19 protein-coding genes are annotated in these 19,442 nt (G+C 64.3%); 12 read left to right on the top strand and 7 right to left on the bottom strand.

What is annotated here, in order from left to right; translation table 11 throughout:
* The first annotated feature begins 4 nt into the window (after positions 1 to 4).
* Positions 5 to 1,180 (top strand): Gfo/Idh/MocA family protein, encoded by a 1,176-nt coding sequence (locus ACNJYD_RS30465; protein ID WP_439364176.1) that lies wholly within the window; start codon positions 5 to 7, stop codon positions 1,178 to 1,180.
* A 100-nt stretch (positions 1,181 to 1,280) separates the two neighbouring features.
* On the opposite strand, the gene ACNJYD_RS30460 is transcribed toward ACNJYD_RS30465, so the two are convergent.
* Together ACNJYD_RS30460 and ACNJYD_RS30455 are read right to left on the bottom strand one after the other, a co-directional pair.
* On the bottom strand, positions 1,281 to 2,192 hold the full coding sequence (locus tag ACNJYD_RS30460; protein WP_439364175.1) for a sigma-70 family RNA polymerase sigma factor: 912 nt from the start codon (positions 2,190 to 2,192) through the stop codon (positions 1,281 to 1,283).
* 16 nt (positions 2,193 to 2,208) lie between these two features.
* A complete protein-coding gene (locus ACNJYD_RS30455; RefSeq protein WP_439364174.1) occupies positions 2,209 to 2,517 on the bottom strand; it encodes a hypothetical protein in 309 nt (102 codons plus the stop codon).
* A gap of 175 nt (positions 2,518 to 2,692) precedes the next feature.
* On the opposite strand from ACNJYD_RS30455, the gene ACNJYD_RS30450 reads away from it, so the two are divergent.
* Positions 2,693 to 4,117 (top strand): DHA2 family efflux MFS transporter permease subunit, encoded by a 1,425-nt coding sequence (locus tag ACNJYD_RS30450; RefSeq protein ID WP_439364173.1) that lies wholly within the window; start codon positions 2,693 to 2,695, stop codon positions 4,115 to 4,117.
* Positions 4,118 to 4,195: 78 nt separating this feature from the next.
* On the opposite strand, the gene ACNJYD_RS30445 is transcribed toward ACNJYD_RS30450, so the two are convergent.
* Complete coding sequence (locus tag ACNJYD_RS30445) at positions 4,196 to 5,074, bottom strand: IclR family transcriptional regulator (RefSeq protein WP_439364172.1); 879 nt, start codon at positions 5,072 to 5,074, stop codon at positions 4,196 to 4,198.
* Positions 5,075 to 5,216: 142 nt separating this feature from the next.
* Here ACNJYD_RS30445 and ACNJYD_RS30440 point away from each other — a divergent pair, with 142 nt between their 5' ends.
* The 6 genes from ACNJYD_RS30440 to ACNJYD_RS30415 all read left to right on the top strand — a co-directional run bounded on the left by ACNJYD_RS30440 (position 5,217) and on the right by ACNJYD_RS30415 (position 11,103).
* A complete protein-coding gene (locus ACNJYD_RS30440; RefSeq protein WP_439364171.1) occupies positions 5,217 to 5,834 on the top strand; it encodes a flavin reductase family protein in 618 nt (205 codons plus the stop codon).
* Positions 5,835 to 5,944: 110 nt separating this feature from the next.
* On the top strand, positions 5,945 to 6,895 hold the full coding sequence (locus ACNJYD_RS30435) for a PDR/VanB family oxidoreductase (protein ID WP_439364170.1): 951 nt from the start codon (positions 5,945 to 5,947) through the stop codon (positions 6,893 to 6,895).
* Positions 6,896 to 6,914: 19 nt separating this feature from the next.
* Positions 6,915 to 8,255, top strand: a complete 1,341-nt coding sequence (locus tag ACNJYD_RS30430) for a Rieske 2Fe-2S domain-containing protein (protein WP_439364169.1) — start codon at positions 6,915 to 6,917, stop codon at positions 8,253 to 8,255.
* A complete protein-coding gene (locus ACNJYD_RS30425) occupies positions 8,252 to 8,728 on the top strand; it encodes an aromatic-ring-hydroxylating dioxygenase subunit beta (RefSeq protein ID WP_439364168.1) in 477 nt (158 codons plus the stop codon). Before ACNJYD_RS30430 ends, ACNJYD_RS30425 begins: the two co-directional genes overlap by 4 nt.
* A gap of 7 nt (positions 8,729 to 8,735) precedes the next feature.
* Positions 8,736 to 10,352: an ATP-dependent acyl-CoA ligase gene (locus ACNJYD_RS30420; RefSeq protein ID WP_439364167.1), complete on the top strand. Its 1,617-nt coding sequence runs from the start codon at positions 8,736 to 8,738 to the stop codon at positions 10,350 to 10,352.
* 22 nt (positions 10,353 to 10,374) lie between these two features.
* Positions 10,375 to 11,103 (top strand): SDR family NAD(P)-dependent oxidoreductase, encoded by a 729-nt coding sequence (locus ACNJYD_RS30415; RefSeq protein ID WP_439364166.1) that lies wholly within the window; start codon positions 10,375 to 10,377, stop codon positions 11,101 to 11,103.
* Between the two features lie 60 nt (positions 11,104 to 11,163).
* Here ACNJYD_RS30415 and ACNJYD_RS30410 read toward each other — a convergent pair whose 3' ends face one another.
* The 4 genes from ACNJYD_RS30410 to ACNJYD_RS30395 all read right to left on the bottom strand — a co-directional run bounded on the left by ACNJYD_RS30410 (position 11,164) and on the right by ACNJYD_RS30395 (position 16,028).
* Complete coding sequence (locus ACNJYD_RS30410; RefSeq protein WP_172789279.1) at positions 11,164 to 11,646, bottom strand: MarR family winged helix-turn-helix transcriptional regulator; 483 nt, start codon at positions 11,644 to 11,646, stop codon at positions 11,164 to 11,166.
* Positions 11,646 to 12,137 carry a MarR family winged helix-turn-helix transcriptional regulator gene (locus ACNJYD_RS30405; RefSeq protein WP_172789280.1) on the bottom strand — a complete coding sequence of 164 codons (492 nt, stop codon included), beginning with the start codon at positions 12,135 to 12,137 and terminating at the stop codon, positions 11,646 to 11,648. Before ACNJYD_RS30405 ends, ACNJYD_RS30410 begins: the two co-directional genes overlap by 1 nt.
* Positions 12,138 to 12,292: 155 nt before the next feature.
* Positions 12,293 to 13,858, bottom strand: a complete 1,566-nt coding sequence (locus ACNJYD_RS30400; RefSeq protein ID WP_439364165.1) for an indolepyruvate oxidoreductase subunit beta family protein — start codon at positions 13,856 to 13,858, stop codon at positions 12,293 to 12,295.
* A 10-nt stretch (positions 13,859 to 13,868) separates the two neighbouring features.
* The gene (locus tag ACNJYD_RS30395) at positions 13,869 to 16,028 is read right to left on the bottom strand and encodes a thiamine pyrophosphate-dependent enzyme (RefSeq protein ID WP_439364164.1); all 2,160 of its coding nucleotides are present in this window, start codon (positions 16,026 to 16,028) and stop codon (positions 13,869 to 13,871) included.
* Positions 16,029 to 16,175: 147 nt separating this feature from the next.
* On the opposite strand from ACNJYD_RS30395, the gene ACNJYD_RS30390 reads away from it, so the two are divergent.
* From ACNJYD_RS30390 to ACNJYD_RS30375, 4 genes are read left to right on the top strand one after another with little or no spacing between them, the layout of a single operon-like run.
* A complete protein-coding gene (locus ACNJYD_RS30390) occupies positions 16,176 to 17,282 on the top strand; it encodes a cupin domain-containing protein (protein WP_172789283.1) in 1,107 nt (368 codons plus the stop codon).
* A gap of 43 nt (positions 17,283 to 17,325) precedes the next feature.
* Positions 17,326 to 18,234, top strand: coding sequence for a fumarylacetoacetate hydrolase family protein (locus tag ACNJYD_RS30385; protein ID WP_212254382.1), 909 nt, complete (start codon positions 17,326 to 17,328; stop codon positions 18,232 to 18,234).
* On the top strand, positions 18,234 to 18,671 hold the full coding sequence (locus ACNJYD_RS30380; protein ID WP_212254383.1) for an acyl-CoA thioesterase: 438 nt from the start codon (positions 18,234 to 18,236) through the stop codon (positions 18,669 to 18,671). Before ACNJYD_RS30385 ends, ACNJYD_RS30380 begins: the two co-directional genes overlap by 1 nt.
* Entirely contained in the window at positions 18,668 to 19,369 is a 702-nt protein-coding gene (locus tag ACNJYD_RS30375; RefSeq protein WP_439364163.1) for a hypothetical protein, read from the top strand. The genes ACNJYD_RS30380 and ACNJYD_RS30375 overlap by 4 nt, the downstream gene beginning before the upstream one ends.
* Positions 19,370 to 19,442: the final 73 nt, after the last annotated feature.

Here is a 19,442-nt window from a genome sequence, read left to right as displayed (position 1 = left end):
CAACATGGCTATCGAAGCAAGCAATGACACCGGCGGCCATCGTCGTATCCGCCTCGGCATGGTCGGCGGTGGCCAGGGTGCCTTCATCGGTGCCGTCCACCGCATTGCCGCGCGCATCGACGACCAGTTCGAGCTGGTCGCCGGCGCGCTCGCGTCGGATCCGGTTCGAGCCAAAGCCTCCGCAAAGGAGCTCGGCATCGCTGATGGCCGTGCCTATGGCTCTTTCGAGGAGATGGCGCGGGCAGAAGCGGCGAGAGCGGACGGCATCGAGGCGGTCTCGATCGTGACGCCCAATCACATGCACAGCCCGGTCGCGAAAGCTTTCCTTGACGCCGGCATCCACGTCATCTGCGACAAGCCGCTGACGACAACGGTTGCGGAGGCCGAGGAACTGGTGGCGCTGGTCAGGAAGACGGGCAGGATCTTCGTCGTCACGCACAACTACACCGGCTATCCCATGGTCCGGCAAGCGCGCGCGATGATCGCAAATGGCGAACTCGGCGAGATCCGTCTCGTCAAGGTCGAGTATCTGCAGGATTGGCTGACCGAGCCATTGGAAACCACCGGCCAGAAGCAGGCGGCATGGCGCACGGACCCGGCCCGGTCCGGAGCCGGCGGATGCATCGGCGACATCGGCACCCATGCCTACAATCTGGCCTGCTTCGTCACCGGGCTCGCGCTCGACGAATTGCTCGCGCAATTGTCGACCTTCGTCGAGGGGCGGCGGCTCGATGACGATGTGCAGATTCTGCTCAGGTGGAAGGGCGGCGCGAAGGGCATGCTGTGGGCGAGCCAGGTTGCCGTCGGCAACGAGAACGGGCTCACGCTGCGCGTCTACGGCAGCAAAGGCGGTCTCGAATGGGCGCAGGAGAATCCGAACCATCTCTGGTTCACGCCGTACGGCCGGCCGAAGCAGCTCCTGACGCGCGGTGGGGCCGGCACATTGGCCGACGCCGCCCGCGTCAGCCGTATCCCCTCGGGTCACCCTGAAGGCTACCTCGAAGGTTTCGCGACGATCTATTCCGAAGCAGCGCGCGCCATCCGCGCGGCACAGGCCGGCCAAAAGCCGGATCCTGAGGTGATCTTCCCAACCGTCGAGGATGGTCTGGCAGGGGTGCAGTTCATCGATGCTGCTGTGAAGTCCGCAACAAGCAAGGGCGCTTGGATTCGAATGACGTAGCTGCAGTGCCTTGGGGGCGTGCCTTGGGGCGCGGCACCGATGGCAACTCCAATGCCCGCTCCGTGACTGAACCCAGTGCATCGAAACGCTGGTCGGGCTCCTAACGCCCGATCTTGTCTTGGTCGACCAGGATGTCAGCGTCTTCGGCAACGTACGAGGCATGCCTGAAGTCCCGTATCCTGGCGACTTTGCCCGACGCCCAGCCGAGCAGGATGAAGTATTTGGGCTTTGAACCGGGGATCGCCGCGGGATCGAGCACCAGGACGGCCGGCTGGCCTTCGACGAGGCCCGGTACGAGGTGCCAGTCATTGATTGTTGCGTAGTTGCCGAAGTACCGGGACACCTCGGCCTTGCCGGTCAGTCGGGTCCTGTTGACCAGATCGAGCTTGACGTCCTCGGCGATCATGGCGCGTATCGCATCGAAATCCCGTGCATTGAAATGGTCGACATAATTGGCCAGCCGCGTGCGGTCGGCTGCCGACAGACGCGGAGGCGGCGCATCGTCGGGTTCCTCTGCAAGCTCGCGCAACTGCGTGCGCCCGCGATGCAGCGCAGCCTTTACTGCGGGCAGGCTCAAGTCCATGACATCGCAGATCTCCTGAAGCGAGCAGCCGAGCACGTCCATCAGGATCACGCTTGCGCGTTGGCCAACCGGCAGGCGCATGAAAGTGCGCAGGCTGGTCGCTGCGATTTGGCGGCTTGCGACCGTGTCGATCTCGTCAACGATCATGTCCACCTCCTGAAGCGAATGCAGTGCCTCTTGCCGGTTGCGCCGGCGCAGGAAATCGAGCGCCGTATTGTGAGCAATCCGGAACAGCCAGCCCTCCGGATTGCGGATCGGGCCGGCCGTAGGGGCCGCCTCCACGGCCTTGATCAGCGCGTCCTGCAGTACGTCTTCTCCGTCGATGGCGGATCCGACCATACGCGCGCAATAGCGGTGCAGCCGCGGCCGGATAGCCACCAGGAGCGCCGGAATGTCGTGGGCCGCGCCTTCCCGAGCTGAGTTCATCATGCCTCCACCACGAGCCCTATGGCTCCGCCAGCACGCGATAATTGCCGACGACAATAGCACCGTTGCGCACCGGCGGCTCGGCGCAGCGGTCGCGCAAACCGCTCTGAAAGGCCTGAAAGGCCGCAAGCTTCGGCAGCGGTGACGAGCCGTCGTCGGCCGTGGTTTCGACGATGTGGATGAAGGTGTTGTCCTCGAGCCGCAGCGTCAAGTAACGCACCCCCTCCGGGTGCGCCGCCTTCAGCTCGGCAAACACCGCCTCGACCAGCTCGGCATTCTTGTCGGCCATGTCGGCCTTGGTCCTGTAGCGGATCACGTTTCGTTTCATCGTTGTCTCCTCATCTCACCGCAGCACGAACTTGCGGCTTCTCGATCAATAGGACGTCTGGCTGGGTCCAAAGGATGCGGCCCGCACAAGTTTTTTTCAGCCAGCATCCTTGGGCTCTCCTGCTTCGTCCTCTCCGCGACGGCGCCGTTCCGGCCCCAAGATGGAGATTGATGAGATGCAAGACGCTCCCACTCCCGCGGAGAAGACCTGGGTACTCGCCCTGACCTCGCTTGCCTCGTTCATGATGGCGCTGGATGCGATGGTACTTACGACGGCGTTCGCAGGTATCCGCATCGAGTTCTCGAGCTCGGTCGAGACACTGCAATGGACTGTTAACGCCTATAATCTCGCTTTCGCCGTGCTGCTGCTGTCCGGAGCCGCGCTCGGCGACCGGTTCGGGCGGCGCAGGATGTTTGCTGGCGGCATCGCGCTGTTCACACTTGCCTCGGCCGCTTGCGCGCTGGCGCCGACGATCGGTTGGTTGATCGCGGCGCGTGCCGCGCAGGGGGCTGGAGCGGCGCTGGTGATGCCGCTTGCGATGGCGATCCTGAGTGGAACGTTCGGGCGGGAGGAGCGCGCCAAGGCGCTCGGCGTCTTGTCAGGGATTACCGGCTTTGCATTGATCATCGGGCCCGCGATCGGCGGCCTTCTCACAGAGCAGCTTGGCTGGCGCTCCATCTTCTGGATCAACCTGCCGATCGGCGCGTTCGCGGCCACATTGGTGCGGGCGCGTTTGCGCGAGAGCTTTGGACCTGCGGCAACACTCGACGTCACCGGGCTGACACTGGTCGCGGTTGCCGCTTTGGCCTGGGTCTGGAGCCTCATGCGCGGCAACAATGTTGGCTGGACCAGCGCGGAAGTCGTAGGTTCGATGATCGTTGGTCTCGTCTTCGCGATCGCATTCCTGATCTGGGAAGCGCGCGTCGCTGCGCCGATGGTGCCGCTCCGGCTGTTCGTGTCGCGGTCGTTCTCGGCGGCGCTCTCGCTGAGCTTCTTGTTCTATGCTGCGATGTATGGCGTCGTATTCCTGCTGCCGCAGTTCCTGCAAGTGACCCTGCATTTCGGCGCCTTCGGGGGCGGCGTGCGCCTGCTGCCATGGACGGCGACGTTGTTTGTGACCGCTCCGATCGCGGGCGCCGTGGTCGGCAAGTTTGGCGAGCGGCCGCTCGTCGTGACGGGACTGATCATGCAGGCGATCGGGCTTGGTTGGATCGCCTTCATCGCTTCGCCCGATGTCGCCTACGGCGCGCTGATTGCTCCGCTGGTGATCGCCGGCGTTGGGGTGTCCATGGCGATGCCCGCGGCGCAGAACGCCATCCTGAGCTCGGTTTCATTGGCTGAAATGGCGAAGGCTTCGGGCATCTTCAACATGGGCCGATTTCTCGGCGGCATGTTCGGGATTGCGGCGCTGGTTGCCACTTTCTCGGCGAATGGCGCAATGGACAGCGCGGCTCGTTTCGCCGACGGTTTCGAGGCAGCGATGACATTGGCGGCGCTGTTGTCGCTGGTCGGCGCGTGGATCGGCCTATTGCTGCCGGCCAGGAAACCGGTATCCACCGCGGCGGCGCCGCAAATGGTATCGAGAGCGCCGGGACGTTGATCCCCGATCAGCTGATCGATGCAAGTCCGTGTGCCGAGATGCGGCCGCGCTGTTGCGTCGCGCCCGGTCGTGGAGCCGTCACGCCTCGGGCTGCCAGCCGGCGGTCGCGGAGATGGCGCGCGCATGGAGGATCAGCGCGGTTGCGGTCGGGCCTTTCAGGTCGTCGTCGAGAATGCCGATCGGCCCCATCATCGTGATGGCGGCGATCATGAGCCCGGCCTGATCGAAGATCGGTGCGGATAGGGAGGTGAAGTTCGGCAGCAGCGCATCACGACAGCGGCTGATGCCGTCGCGCCGGATTGCGGCCATCATCTGTTCCACCTCGATCTTGGTGGTTGGCGCATCATCCATCCGCGGCTTGCGCGAGCGCTCCTCCTTGAGCTCTTGATCGAGCATCTCACCCGTCAGCGAGCGCGGCAGATGTGCGAGAAAGTTGCGTCCCAACGCGGACCGCAGCAGGCCGAGGACGCTTCCGACCCGCAGCTCGATGATGGGGCGGCTGGCCCCGCCCTCGACGCGATAGATGATGGTGGGACCGCGATTACCCCAAACGCCGAGAAACACCGTGTGGCCGATGGTCGTCGCGAGTTCGGTCATGGCCGGCCGTGCGACGGCAAAGACGTCGAACTGCTCGATCGCCGCCATGCCGAGCTTCAACGCATAGGGCCCGAGGGCGTAGCAGCCGGTGTCGGTCTCCTGGCGGACGATGCCCACCGCCTGGAAGCTCACGAGATAATAGTGGACGTTCGCGGCCGACATTCCGGTGTTGGCCGCGATCATCTTCAGCGGCACCGGCCGCAGTTCGGTCCGGAGGTAATCGAGAATTCTGAAGCCGATCTCGATCGACTGGATGCCGCGCCGGCCGGGGCGTTCTGGCGTGGTGTTCTTGCTGGATTTGGCCCCGCGTGCGGAGGCTTTCGCCGGATCCGGCGGACGGGGGCGGCGCGATTTCTTCACTGAATGTCCTTGTAAATCAGTTCGTTAAGTCGGGGGCGCTCCGATGCAATACGGCACATTTGATAAGATCATATGCATATGATCAAATAAAAACTAGACGGATCGCAAATACAAGCCGCTCGCGTGCGCAACTGAGGGTTCGATGCTCTTCGATATGGGACAGCTTCCGGCGGATATCCGCTACAAGATCCTGACCGCGACGGTGACGCCGCGACCGATCGCGTGGGTCACCACGCGATCCCGGAACGGGGCCGCCAATGCCGCGCCGTTCAGCTTCTTCACCGTGCTGGGCCACGAGCCGCCGACGGTCGTGCTCGGTCTGCTGCGCCATCCGAAACGAGGCTTGAAGGACACGGCGCAGAATATCGTCGAGACGGGCGAGTTCGTCGTTCACCTGGTGCCGCATCGGATGGCTGAAGCGATGAACGCGACCGCCGTCGATGCTCCGGCCGAGATCGACGAGATCGAGCTCGCGGGGCTGGAGACGCTTCCTTCCCAAATGGTCTCGCCTCCGCTCCTCAAGGGCTGCCCCGTCGCGTTCGAATGCCGCTCCCTCGTTGTTCAGGAAACCGGGCCGCGGCAAATCGCGGTGATCGGCGAGATCGTCTGTGCGCACATCGCCGAGCAGTTCGTGATCGATGCACGGCGAGGGCATATCGACACGATCGGCCTCGACCTCATCGCCCGCATGCACGGCTCCGGCTGGTATGCGAGGCCTCGCGACCTCTTCCAGCTGGCGCGTCCGGCGCCGATCGAATAGCGGCCGCCGGCGTTCAGAGCTGCAAACGTCCCGTCCGAGAGGAGCCGATTGACATCGAATTGTTATATGTCTAAAAATATGCAAATTCATACATTATGCAGACCCCGCGAATGGACACGCGTCAGCTGAGGCTCAGGGTGCAGTCGGTCTCGGCGGAAACGCCGACGATACGAAGCCTCGTGTTCGACGTGGAGGGCGGCGCGGCACCGCGATGGCGGGCAGGGGCGCATATTCGTGTTTCGCTGCCGAGCGGGGGAGACCGGCCTTACTCCCTGATGGCCCTGCCGGGCCTGCCGGAAGGCCAGCTTGCGCTCGGGGTTCTGCGCGAGCGGATGTCGAGCGGCGGCTCGGCCTTCATGCATGCGCTCAAGGTCGGCGACGTCGTGACCGCCTCGGTGCCGGTCAACAATTTCCCGCTGCACGAGGACGCATCGCCCGCGCTTCTGTTCGCCGGCGGCATCGGCATCACGCCGATCCTGTCGATGGCGGCCGAGCTCGAAGCGCGGGGAGCGACCTACCGTCTCCATTATGCCGGGCGGGCACCGGGCGCGTTGGCGTTCCTGCCGCAGCTCGAGGCCTTCTGCGCGCGCGCGCTCTCGATCCATTACGACAGCGACGCCTCGTGTCTCGACATCGCCGCGGCGCTACACGCCTCGCCTGCGAGCTCCCACGTCTATGTCTGCGGTCCCGCAGGGATGATCGATGCGGTGAAGGCCGCCGCTCACGCCGGCGGCATCGCCGCCGATCGCATCCACTACGAGCTCTTCAAGGCCGAGACCTCGAGCGAGCCGAACCGTGCCTTCGAAGTCGAGCTCAAGTCGACGGGAGAGGTCATCGCCGTCGCGGCCGACCAGAGCATCATCGAGGCGCTGGAAGCTGCCGGCCACGAGGTTCTCTCCGACTGCCGGCGCGGCGATTGCGGCATCTGCCAGTGCGGCGTGATCTCCGGTGTCCCGGATCATCGCGACGTCATTCTCAGCGACGACGAGAAGGCGTCGAACACGGTGATGCAGATCTGCGTCTCGCGCGCGAAATCGGACCGACTGGTGCTGGATCTCTAGGACAAGGACTTAAGACACCATGGGCAAGCACGCAAGTGACAGGCGCTCGATCGCGGCGCTGGTACGCGAGGCCGAGGTGCACCGCGACGTCTACGTCGACCCCGAGATCTTCGATCTCGAGATGGAGCATCTGTTTCCCAACAGCTGGATCTATGTCGGCCATGCCAGCCAGCTGGGCAAGCCCGGCGACTTCATCACTGCCACGATCGGCCGGCAACCGGTGCTGGCGAGCCGCCACACCGACGGCCAGGTCCATGTCTTCTACAACCGCTGCCCGCACAAGGGCGTCAAGATCGCCTCGGAGCCCTGCGGCAATACCGGCAAGTTCTTTCGCTGTCCCTACCATGCATGGTCGTTCAAGACCGACGGATCGCTGCTCGCGATTCCCTTAAAGAAGGGCTATGAGGCGACCGGCTTCGGCGACACCCAGGCCAATGAAGGCTTGTCGCGCGTGAGGAACGTCGCGATCTATCGCGACTTCATCTTCGCGCGGCTGAGTGAGCGCGGCCTGTCCTTCGGGGACTATTTCGGCGAAAGCCTCTCGACGATCGACAACATGGTCGACCGCTCGCCGGAGGGCAAGCTCGCGGTGATGGCGGCACCGATCCGCTACATGCACACCTGCAATTGGAAGATGCTGGTCGAGAACCAGACCGACACCTGCCATCCCATGGTCGCGCACGAGAGCTCGGCCGGCACCGCCGTCAAGGTCTGGAAGCGCGAGCAGGGCGATTCGACCGAGACGCCCATGGCGGTTCAGCTCTACGGGCCGTTCATGAGCCCGTACGAATTCTACGAGCAGAGCGGCATCAGGATCTGGCCCAACGGCCACGGCCACACCGGCGTCGCCAATTCGATCCACTCCAATTATTCCGACGTCGACGGCTATCTCGATCAGATGGTCGCCGCCTATGGCGAGACGCGGGCGCACGAAATCCTCGGCGAGGTCAGGCACAACACCGTCTATTTCCCGAACATCATGGTCAAGGGCGCCGTGCAGATCCTGCGCAACTTCATTCCGATCGCGGTCGACAGGACTTTGGTCGAGAGCTGGGTCTACCGCCTGGTCGGCGCACCCGACAAGCTCTACGAGCGTGCCCTGATGTACAACCGCTTCATCAACGCGCCGACCTCCATCGTCGGGCACGACGACCTCGAAATGTACGAGCGGGCGCAGGAAGGCCTCAAGTCCAACGGCAATCAATGGATCAATCTGCGCCGTCTCTACGTAGCAGGCGAACAGCCGGACGTCACCGCCGTGATCAACGGCACGTCCGAGCGGCAGATGCGCAACCAGTTCCATGCCTGGGCCAAATTCATGACGATGGGCATGGACGAGCACACCGAGGCGGCGCAATGATCGACGACAAGGCCATCATCGATTTCATCTATCGGGAGGCCGAGCTTCTCGACACGATGCAGTGGCAGAGCTGGCTCGATCTGTTTCACCCGGAAGGGCGCTATTGGATGCCGCTCGAATGGCAGCAACAGGATCCGGTGCTGCAGCCATCGCTGATGTACGAGGACCTGTTGCTGCTCAAGGTCCGGGTCGAGCGCCTCGCCGGCGAGCGCACCTTCAGCCAGAAGCCGAAGAGCCGATGCCACCATCTGCTCCAGGCCCCCAGGATCGTCGCCTGCGACGTCGCGGCGGGCGTGTTCAAGGCACGAACGTCCTATATCTACACCGAGACCCGCGGCGACCTGCTGGAGCGCTATTCGGGATGGGCATCGCACGACCTTGTCAAGGTCGGCGACGGCCTGAAGATCAAGCTCAAGCGCCTCGATCTCGTCAATTTCGACGCGCCGTTCGGCAACATCCAGCTCTTCATGTGAGTGCGCCTTGATCGCTGCAGCGACAGTCCATGCCCGCTTTCGCCAGACCGCGCTCCGCCGCGGCGAGGCCGGCTTCCTCAACGTGCTGCCGGAGACAGCCGGCATCTATGGCATCCCGGCCGGCGAGATCTCCTACCGCACAATGCTCGATCGGATCGAGGCCCGCCGCCAGGCGTTCGCAGAAAGCGGTTATGGCGAAGGCCACAGGGTGGGGCTCCTGCTCCAGAACCGGCCGGTGTTCATCGAGCTGTGGTTCGCGTTGAATGCGCTCGGCGTCTCCGTGGTGCCGATCAACCCTGATTTGCGCATGAGCGAGCTCGAATACATCATCGCGCATTCCGAGATGAACGCCGCCTTCGTGCTCGCCGAACGCCGTACTGAGGTGGAGACGGCGGCGCGCCAGGCGGGCCGGCCGATTCCTGTCGTGACCGATGACGGCGACGTTCCCGCGCCCTATGACGGTACGCGGCCGCCGCGGCCGGCGGACGGCGCAACGGAATGCGCGCTGCTCTACACGTCGGGCACGACGGGCCAGCCGAAGGGCTGCGTCCTCACCAACGAATACTTCCTGCACAGCGGAAACTGGTATCGCGACGCCGGCGGGCTGATCGACCTGAAGCCGGATGTCGAGCGCATGATCACGCCGCTGCCGCTGTTCCACATGAACGCGATGGCGGTCTCGCTGATGGCGATGGTTTCGGTCGGCGGCTGCCTGACCATGCTCGATCGTTTTCACCCGCGCAGCTGGTGGAGCTCGGTGCGGCAGAGCCGGGCCACGTGCCTGCATTATCTCGGCGTCATGCCGTCGATGCTGATGAGCGCCGCGCCCTCGCAAGAGGATCGGCAGCACGCGGTTCGCTTCGGCTTCGGCGCGGGTGTCGACAAGCTGCTTCACGCTCCGTTCGAGGCGCGCTTCGGCTTCCCCCTGCTCGAGGCCTGGGCGATGACCGAGACCGGCAGCGGCGGCGTGATCGCCGCCAATGTCGAGCCGCGCAAGGTCGGCACCAGCTGCTTCGGCCGCCCGGCTCCGGAGATCCACATTCGCATCGTCGATGACGGCGGGGATGACGTGCCGGCCGGGACGCCGGGGGAGCTGCTGGTGCGGCGGGCCGGCGCGGATCCGCGCTACGGCTTCTTCCGGGAGTACCTCAAGAACCCCGAGGCGACCGCGGAGGCCTGGGCCGGAGGCTGGCTGCATACCGGCGATATCGTGTCGCGCGATGCGGACGGCGATTTGCATTTCGTCGATCGCAAGAAGAACGTCATCCGCCGCTCCGGCGAGAATATCGCCGCGGTCGAGGTCGAATCCGTGCTCAATCGGCATCCGCAGGTTCGGCAGGCCGCCGTCGCCGCGACGCCGGACCCCCTGCGCGGCGACGAAGTGGCGGCCGTCATCATCGCCGAGCAGGCCGGCGCCGACCGCGCGCTCGCCGAGCAGATCGTCCGCTGGAGCCTGGAGCAAATGGCCTATTACAAGGCGCCCGGCTGGATCTGCTTCGTCGATACCCTGCCGCTGACCGCGACCGAGAAGATCCAGCGCGGCGGCTTGAAGGATTTCGTCGCCAGGCTGATGCAGGACGGCGCCTTCTTCGATCTGCGCGATCTGAAGCGGCGGCAGGTCTGACGAAACGCAGGGATAACCGAGCATGAGCCAGGTCCGCACCACCCTCATCACCGGCGGCAACTCCGGAATCGGCGAAGCGCTGGCGAAGAGCCTCGTGGACAAGGGCCAGCGCGTGGTCTCGGTCGGGCTGCACAGGCCGGACTGGACACACGATCTGCTCACGGCCTATTGCGCGGACCTGACCAGCCTCGAGCAGACGCGGGAAGTTGCCCGGGAGATCGCCTCCAATCATGCGATCGATCGCCTCGTGCACAATGCCGGAATCATCCTGCCGAACCTGTTGCCCAATGCAAAGCCCGAAGACATCCTGGCGCTGGCGCAGCTGCATCTCGGCGCGCCCATGCTCCTGACCCAGGCCGCGCTGGAGGGAATGAGATCGCGCCGTTTCGGCCGCATCGTGTTCGTCAGCTCGCGCGCGGCGATGGGCGCCATGACGCGCTCGGCCTATTCCGCCACCAAGGCCGGCGTGCACGGCATGGCCCGGACATGGGCGCTGGAGCTTGCGTCCAGCGGCATTACCGTGAACGTCGTCGCGCCGGGCCCGATCCTGACCGCCAATTTCTGGGGCATCATCCCCAAGGATTCCGAGCGGCAGGAAACAATGGCGCGTAACGTCCCGGTCGGCCGGCTCGGCGCACGCGAGGACGTCGCGCACGCGATCGAATTCTTTCTCGACGAACGCTCCGACTTCGTCACCGGGCAGGTGCTCTATGTCTGCGGCGGCACCAGCCTCGTTGGCCTCGGCCCATGACGCGTATCAATGACGCGTATCAATGACGCGCATCAAATGATGCGCATCGGATGACCCGCGTCAGATCTGGTTCTGCTTGACGTTTTCCATCATCTTGGCCAGCACGCGCGCGCAAGTCTCGATCTCGTCGGGATCGATCCCGGCGGTCAGGCGCTCGTAGTTCTTTGCCATGATCGGCCAGATCTTGCGCAGCAACGCTTCGCCCTCAGTGGTCAATGCCACGACCCGGCGGCGCTGGTCCTCCTCCGCGATCTCGCGCTTGACGAGACCGGCGGACACCATGGATTCGACCATGCGGCTCGCCGTCGATTGCTCGGTCACGGCGAGCACGGCGATCTCGTTGACCGTGAGCGTCTTGTAGATGAACAGCACCGACAGCGTCCGAAACACGACGTTGTTGATGCCATGCTCGGTGAGATCGCGGTTCTGATCCAGGTTCCAGCGATTGGCCAGCCGATTAAACAGATAGGGAATGTAGGCGTAGAGCTGATCTCTCGACCTTGGCGGGCCGGATCTCCACCTGCTCCTGGATTCTCTTGCCATTAGCTTTTTCGACTTTGCTTCTTGCTGGGGGTTCGTATTTTGGCCGAAAGCGAGCGTAGCACCGACAGCGCCGCGTCGAGTTCCTTGGCCGAGATGTTCTCGAATTTTTGGCCGAGATGCTTTTTGTGCACGTCGGCGGCCTTCCTGAACAAAGCTTCGCCTTTCGGTGTGAGGCGCACGATGAACGACCTGCGGTCCTCACTCGACATTTCCCTGCTGATGAGATCGTCAGCGAGGAGGCGCTGCACCAGGCCCGAGACGTTGCCGCCTGATACCTTCAGGTTCTGCGACAATTGTCCGAGCGCAAGGCCGTTCCTGTCGCGGTCGAGCTGGGCCAGGACGTCGAATTTCGCCAGCGACAAGCCGAACTCGGCGCCGAGGAGGGAATTCAACGACGCGAAGATGTCTCCGTGCAGCGACAACAGCTGCAGCCAGAGCCGGGTCTCGATCTGCCCGAGGGGAACGATATTTTCTTTGAGTGCTGCCGGCATCGCATGACCAGGAGGGCGGGTTGGTCTGACGGAGATATTCCAAAGCTCTTTTCGGAGGTGATCGGGCCCCGATTAGCGCACCGGTCAGCGCAGTCAAGCCGCCCGGTTCTGACCAGCGTCGGTTGAACCGCAATCCTTCGCCGACGCCGGTCTCATCAGGCGAAGCTCTTGATGGTCTGGATGACGCCGTCGAGCTCCTTGCCGGGGCCGTCCTTGAGCGCCGCTTCGCGCAGGCGCCGGGCCCAATCGGCGGCGTCCTCGCGCTGTGCAACCAGCTTGATCGTCGCCAGCGTCCGGTCGAACTTCGACAGGCCGCGGCTGTGGGTATCGGAATAGCCCTTCACCAGCCGGCGGCATTGCAGGATCTCGACGCCGAGCTGGTAGTTGGTCCTGATAGCCTCGGTGGCGGCCTTGAGCCATTCGTCGCGATGCGCCGTCTCGATCGCATGGCGCCGTGAGCGGCGGCGCATGCCGCGAAGCCCGCCGACGGCATAGAGCACGAGAAACCAGGGCAGCGAATAGGTCCGCACCCGTCGTCCCCTGTTGATGCGGCGATCGAGCCAGCCCATCAGGCGCGGCTTGGTGTCGAGCCAACGTCCAAAGGACACCGGCAGCATTCCCATGATCTCCTCGAGGCGAGGGTGCATGAACTCGGTGGTTTGGAGCACCTGGCCTTGCACCAGCTCCAGCTCGCCCTCGATCCGCGCGCGGCGACTGGTGCGCGTCTTCAGGTCGGCAACGCGGATGACGTCGTCATAGGTCATGGCATTGGCGAGGTATTTTGCGGCCGTTTGGGTGAAGGCAAAGCTTCTGTCGATGCCGCCGGCACCACGATCGGCCGCGTGCAGCGCACCGAGAACGTCGAGATATTCGGCGCCGTAGGCGATGTCCTGGAAATCCACCACCTTTTTCAGGCCGGCCTGCGCCAGCGACAGCGCCGAGTCCGGCAGCTCCTGTTTCGCTCGTTCGAGCAGCTTGGCCAGCTCTGCATCCAGCGTCGCAGGCGCGCGGCTCTTCTCGCTCTCCTCGGCTCGCGGGAGCTCGACGGCCTCCGGCGCGCCGGCCCGGGTGCGATCGAAAGCGGCTTCGAAAGTCTCGACGCTGGCCTTGGCGCCTTTCCCGCCGGCGCGGATCACCGACAGATAGCTGTCGCGGTCGAACGGCAGCACGCCGGTGGCCGCGAGCGCGCCGAACATCGCGGCCGAAATCACGCTCCCGTGCGCAATCGCCAGCGCGTTCATGTCGAAGATGATCTCGGTCTTGGCGGCGACGCCGATCGCGCCGGTGACGGCGCCGGGATCGGCAACGCCGTTGCCCGGCGCGATCTTCTCGCCGATGGCAAATGACCGGTGGTTGGACGCGATCAGCGTGGTGCGGTCCGGCGTCACCAGGCCGCGCAGGATCGAGCGCCCCGCCTCCATGAATTCGGCTGCCATCACCACGTCGACATCGCCGGGCGTCGGCATCAGCGAGAGGATCGGCTTGCGCCCATCGAGGGGCGGCATCGTTTCGATGTAGTAGATGGTCGCACCGGTGCGCTGCGCGACGCCGGGCACCGAAGTCGATTGCGCGACCCAGCCATGGTTCTCCGCAAGCTGGACGATCCAGTCGGTCAGCACGCCGCCGCCCTGACCGCCCATGGCCAGGATCGCGATCGAGATCGGGCGTTCGGTCGCTTCGCCGGCCGCGGGAAGCGCCAGCCGAACCGTCTCGTCCCTCATGCAAGGACCCTCATGCCAGGGCCCCGAATGTCGGCCGCCGGCGATCGCGCCGTCGCTGCAGCCAGCCGATCACCGCCATGGCGATCCTCGACTTGAGCATGTCCCAGCGCGTCGGATTGTGAATGACGTCGGCGCGATAGAACGAGGGGCACAGCACGGCGGCCTCGGCGACCTCGCCGCAATTGCCGCAGCCGACGCAGGAATTGTCGATCGCGGCGACCGGATCGTCGCGCAGGGGATCGTCGAGCTGCTTCACCGAGAGCGACGGGCAGCCGGACAGGCGAATGCAGGCGTGGTCGCCGGTGCAGACGTCCTCGTCGACGCCGAAGCGTTCCTTGACGATCCGCTCCCCGTCCTTGATCGCCTTGCTCGCTTGCGGCTTCACGCGGCGCTGCTTGTTCAGCATGCATTCGGAAGAGGCGACGATGACCTTGGGACCTTCCTCCCTGGTCGTCAGCGCTTCTTTCAACGTGTCGCGCATCCTGGCGACGTCATAGGTGCGGTCGATCTGCCGGACCCATTGACCGCCGATGCCCTTCACGGCCTGCACGATCGAATTGTTGGTCTTGCGACGTTTGTTGAGAGCGCGCGAGGACAGGATGTCCTGTCCGCCGGTCGCCGAGGTGTAGAAATTGTCCACGATGACGAACACGCCGTCATGCTTGTTGAAAACGGCGTTGCCGATGCCGCTGGTCAGCCCGTTGTGCCAGAAGCCGCCGTCACCCATCACCGCGATCGAGCGTTTGTCGGCCTTGACGTTGAAGGCCGAGGTCGAGGCTGGACCGAGGCCGAAGCCCATCGTGGTTGCGCCGATGTTGAAAGGCGGCAGGATGGAGAACAGATGGCAACCGATGTCGGCCGAGACATGGTGCTGGCCGAGCTCCTCCTCGACGAGCTTCATGGCCGCGAAGATCGGTCGTTCCGGGCAGCCGGTGCACAGCCCGGGCGGGCGCGCCGGCACGACCTGCTTGAGCTTCTCGACCGCCGGATGGCTCAGCACGGGAGCGGCGTCCGGCGCCGGCGGCCGGTTGCCGAGCAGGCGCGGCTCCGTCTTCTCCAGGAACTCCCTGACGCCGCCGAGCAGGACCTGCGCGGTGTAGTCGCCGCCCATCGGCAGCACGTCCTTGCCGTGGACGCGCGCCTGGATGTCCTTGCGCCGCAGAACGGTGTTGATCGCCTGCTCCAGATATTCCGGCTGACCCTCCTCGACGATCAGGACCGCGTCCTTGTCGATGCAGAAGTCCGCCACCTCGGCCTCGATCACCGGATAGGTGACGTTCATGACATAGAGCGGGACTTGCGTGTTGCCGTAGGCGTCCGAGAGACCGAGATATTGCAGCGCGCGGATGACGTTGTTGTACATGCCGCCCTGCATGACGATGCCGACCTTGCCCCGTGCCGGTCCCATCCGTTCGTTCAGCTTGTTGTCCCGGATGAAGCCGATCGCGGCCGGCATGCGTGTCTTGATCTTCTCCTGCTCGTGCTCGTAGGCCGCCGGCGGCAACACGATGCGATTGACGTCGCGCTTGGGATTGTTGAGCGCGTCCTTGATGGTGTGCGCCGGCCTGGCGTTGTCCTTGCAGGCAAAGCTGCCATGCATGTGGCAGGCGCGGACGCGGACCTCGAGCATCACGGGTGTGTTCGAGGCTTCCGACAGCTCGAAACCCTTCTCGATCAGGTTGACGATGCATTCATGGTCGGGACGCGGGTCGAGCAGCCACATCTGCGATTTCATGGCAAAGGCGTGGGTCCGCTCCTGCATGATGGAGGAGCCTTCGCCATAATCCTCGCCGACGATGATCATGGTGCCGCCAGTGACGCCGCCCGAGGCGAGATTGGCGAGTGCATCGGACGCGACATTGGTGCCGACCGTCGACTTCCAGGCCACGGCGCCGCGCAGCGGATACATCACGGAGGCCGAGAGCATGGCGGCGGCCGCCGCCTCGTTCGCCGAGCTCTGGAACACGACGCCGAGATCGTCGAGCACGTCCTTGGCGTCGGCCAGCACGTCCATCAGGTGCGAGATCGGCGAGCCCTGATAGCCGCCGACATAGGCGACGCCTGATTGCAGCAGCGCCTTGGTGATCGCGAGGATGCCTTCGCCGCGAAAGGTGTCGCCGGCGCCGAGCCGAAGATCCTCGACCTCGCGCGCGAAAGACCGTTCAGCCATTGCGTCCTCCAGAAATATGCATTACCATACTTTTACATGTAAAGTAAGTCAACGCCCGGGCATGCCGCCGTCGTGATAAGGAAGCGGTCGTGACCGACGACAGGGCATCGATCGCACGATACCACGACACAGCACCTGGAGGATGAGATGCGGGAAAACGTGATCGGCCGCGCCAACGTCGAGGACACTCCGGAACTGAAGGCTTATTACAAGGACCTCGAGCGATACGAAGCTGGCGCCTTATGGACCGTCGCCAACAAGATCGAGCCGTGGCAGCCGCAATCGGCGTCCGTTCCCGTGCTCTGGCGCTACGAGGATCTGCGCGAGCATGTGCTGCGGTCGGTCGAGCTGGTGTCGCCGGAGAAGGCCGGTCGCCGCGTCATCTATCTCAACAATCCCGGTCGTCGCGAGGTGTCGGCTGCCGTCGGCTGGCTCTACTCGGGCCTGCAGGTCATGCATCCCGGTGAGGTCGCCACGGCACATGCGCACTCGGCCTCGGCGCTGCGCTTCATCATGGAAGGTTCGGGAGCCTACACCATCGTCGACGGTCACAAGATGACCCTGGGGGCCCGCGACTTCGTGCTCACGCCGAACGGCACCTGGCATGAGCACGGCGTCGACGCCGGCGGCTCGGTGTGCATCTGGCAGGACGGGCTCGACATTCCTCTCGTCAACGCGCTCGAGGCAAATTTCTTCGTGGTGCATCCGAAGGTCCAGCAGGAGGAATCCGGCTATCCGGTCGACGACATGACCAGGACCTGGGGCAATCCGGGCCTTCGCCCGGTGAACGCGCCCTGGTCGAAGGGCTATTCGCCGATGTTCAAATATGAGTGGGAGCCGACCTACGAGGCCTTGAACAAATATGCCGCGGCAACCGACGGATCGCCTTACGACGGCATTCTCATGAACTACGTCAATCCGGTCACCGGCGGCCACGTGATGCAGACGATCGGCGCCAGCATGCAGTTGCTGCGGCCGGGCGAGACGACGAAATCGCATCGGCATACCGGAAGCTTCATCTACCAGGTCGCGAAGGGGCAGGGCTATTCCGTCATCGGCGGCAAACGCTTCGAATGGCGGGAGCGCGATATCTTCTGCGTTCCGTCCTGGGCCTGGCACGAACATGGCAATATCTCGAAGAGCGAGGACGCCTGCCTGTTCTGCTTCAACGACCTGCCGGTCATCGAAGGGCTCGGTTTCTATCGCGAGGAGGCCTATGGCGACAATGCGGGCCATCAGCCGGTGGACGCCTGACCGCCTCATTCGCCCAGGATTTCGACAGACGGATCAAGCTTCCATGCGTCTCGTAACCTATACTCTCGGCGCCGCCGGCGCCCGCCTTGGTGTTCTCGTCAACGGATTGGTCGTCGATGTCGAGCGCCTCGGCGCATCATTCGGCCTGGAATGGCCGAACGACATGATCTCCTTCATCGACAATAACGCGACCTTGCTGCCGGCGCTTAAGAGTGGCCTGGAAAGCGCCAATGGACGCCTGCCGGCCGGCGCCGCGGTTCCGCTCGAGGACGTGAAGCTGCAGGCGCCGATCCCGCGGCCGCGCAAGAACATCTTCGGCATCGGGCTGAACTATCGCGCCCATGTCGCCGAGTCCGCCAAGAGCCTGGACACCGACAAGGATTTGCCGAAACAGCCGGTCGTCTTCTCCAAGCCGCCGACCTCCGTGATCGGCCCGGGCGCGGCGATCCAGCACAATGCGAAGATGACGCAGCAACTCGACTGGGAGGTCGAGCTTGCCGTCATCATCGGCAAGACCGCGACGCGGATCGTGCCCGAGAAGGCGATGGACCACGTGTTCGGCTATTCGGTGATGATCGACATCTCCGCGCGCGACAACCGCCGGGCCGGTCAGTGGATCTTCTCCAAAGGCATGGACACCTATGCGCCGTTCGGCCCCTGCATCGTGACTGCGGACGAGATTCCCGATCCGCATGATCTGCGGTTGTGGCTGACGAAAAACGGGGTCGTGAAGCAGGATTCCAACACCAAATACATGATCTTCGACATCCCGGTTTTGATCTCGGACATTTCGTCGGGCATGACGCTGGAGCCCGGCGACATCATCGCGACCGGTACGCCGGAAGGTGTGGGCGCGGGCATGAGCCCGCAGGAATGGCTGTGGCCGGGCGACGTGGTGGAAGCCGGGGTCGACGGCGTCGGTGTCATCCGGCATCCGGTCGTTGCGATCTGATGAGCGAGTTCTCCTTCGAGCGCAGGCTGCGGTTCGCAGACTGCGACCCTTCCGGAATCGCTTACTTCCCCTCCTATCTGAACATGTTGAACGGGGTGGTCGAGGATTTCTGGGGCGACATCGGATTTCCTTGGCCCGAATTGATCGGAAGCCGGAAGATCGGCGCACCGACGGTGCATCTGACCTGCGATTTTTCGCGGCCGTCGATGTTCGGCGATCTCCTGACCTTCAAGCTGCGCATCGGCAAGGTCGGAAGGGCCTCGCTCCACTTGGCGCACGTGGTCTCCGGTGCAGACGGCACGCGCTGGCGCGCCGGCCAGATTCTTGCTGCGACGTCGCTGGAAAATCATCATGCGATTCCCTGGCCCGATGACATTCGCGGCGCGCTCGAGCGACATCTTCACGCCGACGAGGGAACGCAGGCGGTATCGTCATGATTTCGCTGTTCGTGACATTCTCCGATCCGGCAGGCGAGCGGCGGCTCGATCCGGAGGACATGGCCGTCGCGGCCGAATTGGCTGGGTCGATCCCGGCGGTGACCGAGGCCTTGCTGTTCACGCCGCTGGAGCAGTCGGTCGATCATCCCTACAAGGCCGACGGCGCTGGTCCGGCGCTTGCGCTTCAGCTGCGGTTTGACGATCTGTTCGCATGCGAGGCGGCGATGAACGGCGGCGGCAACCTCGCCAGCCTCGTGGCGGGCGACGGATTGCCGAGCCTCACCGGACTGGAGGTCACGCACCAGGTGATGCTCACGCGCGCCTTTCCCGTCGACGTCGCCGCGCATCCGGAAGGCGCCGGCACGCCGTGCAGCTATCTGGTTCACTATCCCGGGCCTGCCGAAGACATGAACGCCTGGCATTTGCACTATCTCGAGCATCACCCGGCGATCATGCGGACCTTCCCGGATGTCCGCCAGATCGAGATCTATACGCGGATCGATTGGGTCGACCGGTTGCCGTCGCGGCGGGTCGAGCACATGCAGCGCAACAAGCTGGTGTTCGACAGCCCGGCCGCGCTCGCACGCGCCCTGAGCTCCGACGTCATCGCGCGCATGCGCGCCGACTTCGTCCAGTTCCCGCCATTTGCGGGCGGCAACAAGCATTTTCCGATGCTGACGCGGACGATCAGGCGCTAGCGGTGCGGCTCATAACGTGCGGCTAATGCACGCGGACAATAGACGTGTCGATCGTCTGCACGGCAGCATCGGC

Origin of the sequence: Bradyrhizobium sp. SPXBL-02 (assembly GCF_051853065.1) — a bacterium.
Taxonomy (GTDB): Bacteria; Pseudomonadota; Alphaproteobacteria; order Rhizobiales; family Xanthobacteraceae; genus Bradyrhizobium.
Note: the sequence above shows the minus strand (reverse complement) of the source record. Positions and strands in the feature narration are given on the sequence as shown.

What these genes read in the sequence shown, in the direction of transcription:
- ACNJYD_RS30440 (WP_439364171.1), top strand. Translation starts at nt 5,217, where the DNA reads ATGCTCTTCGATATGGGACAGCTTCCGGCGGATATCCGCTACAAGATC.
- ACNJYD_RS30405 (WP_172789280.1), bottom strand. Translation starts at nt 12,137, where the DNA reads ATGCCGGCAGCACTCAAAGAAAATATCGTTCCCCTCGGGCAGATCGAG.
- ACNJYD_RS30435 (WP_439364170.1), top strand. Translation starts at nt 5,945, where the DNA reads ATGGACACGCGTCAGCTGAGGCTCAGGGTGCAGTCGGTCTCGGCGGAA.
- ACNJYD_RS30400 (WP_439364165.1), bottom strand. Translation starts at nt 13,858, where the DNA reads ATGAGGGACGAGACGGTTCGGCTGGCGCTTCCCGCGGCCGGCGAAGCG.
- ACNJYD_RS30395 (WP_439364164.1), bottom strand. Translation starts at nt 16,028, where the DNA reads ATGGCTGAACGGTCTTTCGCGCGCGAGGTCGAGGATCTTCGGCTCGGC.
- ACNJYD_RS30430 (WP_439364169.1), top strand. Translation starts at nt 6,915, where the DNA reads ATGGGCAAGCACGCAAGTGACAGGCGCTCGATCGCGGCGCTGGTACGC.
- ACNJYD_RS30375 (WP_439364163.1), top strand. Translation starts at nt 18,668, where the DNA reads ATGATTTCGCTGTTCGTGACATTCTCCGATCCGGCAGGCGAGCGGCGG.
- ACNJYD_RS30380 (WP_212254383.1), top strand. Translation starts at nt 18,234, where the DNA reads ATGAGCGAGTTCTCCTTCGAGCGCAGGCTGCGGTTCGCAGACTGCGAC.
- ACNJYD_RS30460 (WP_439364175.1), bottom strand. Translation starts at nt 2,192, where the DNA reads ATGATGAACTCAGCTCGGGAAGGCGCGGCCCACGACATTCCGGCGCTC.
- ACNJYD_RS30415 (WP_439364166.1), top strand. Translation starts at nt 10,375, where the DNA reads ATGAGCCAGGTCCGCACCACCCTCATCACCGGCGGCAACTCCGGAATC.
- ACNJYD_RS30455 (WP_439364174.1), bottom strand. Translation starts at nt 2,517, where the DNA reads ATGAAACGAAACGTGATCCGCTACAGGACCAAGGCCGACATGGCCGAC.
- ACNJYD_RS30390 (WP_172789283.1), top strand. Translation starts at nt 16,176, where the DNA reads ATGCGGGAAAACGTGATCGGCCGCGCCAACGTCGAGGACACTCCGGAA.
- ACNJYD_RS30385 (WP_212254382.1), top strand. Translation starts at nt 17,326, where the DNA reads ATGCGTCTCGTAACCTATACTCTCGGCGCCGCCGGCGCCCGCCTTGGT.
- ACNJYD_RS30450 (WP_439364173.1), top strand. Translation starts at nt 2,693, where the DNA reads ATGCAAGACGCTCCCACTCCCGCGGAGAAGACCTGGGTACTCGCCCTG.
- ACNJYD_RS30410 (WP_172789279.1), bottom strand. Translation starts at nt 11,646, where the DNA reads ATGGCAAGAGAATCCAGGAGCAGGTGGAGATCCGGCCCGCCAAGGTCG.
- ACNJYD_RS30465 (WP_439364176.1), top strand. Translation starts at nt 5, where the DNA reads ATGGCTATCGAAGCAAGCAATGACACCGGCGGCCATCGTCGTATCCGC.
- ACNJYD_RS30425 (WP_439364168.1), top strand. Translation starts at nt 8,252, where the DNA reads ATGATCGACGACAAGGCCATCATCGATTTCATCTATCGGGAGGCCGAG.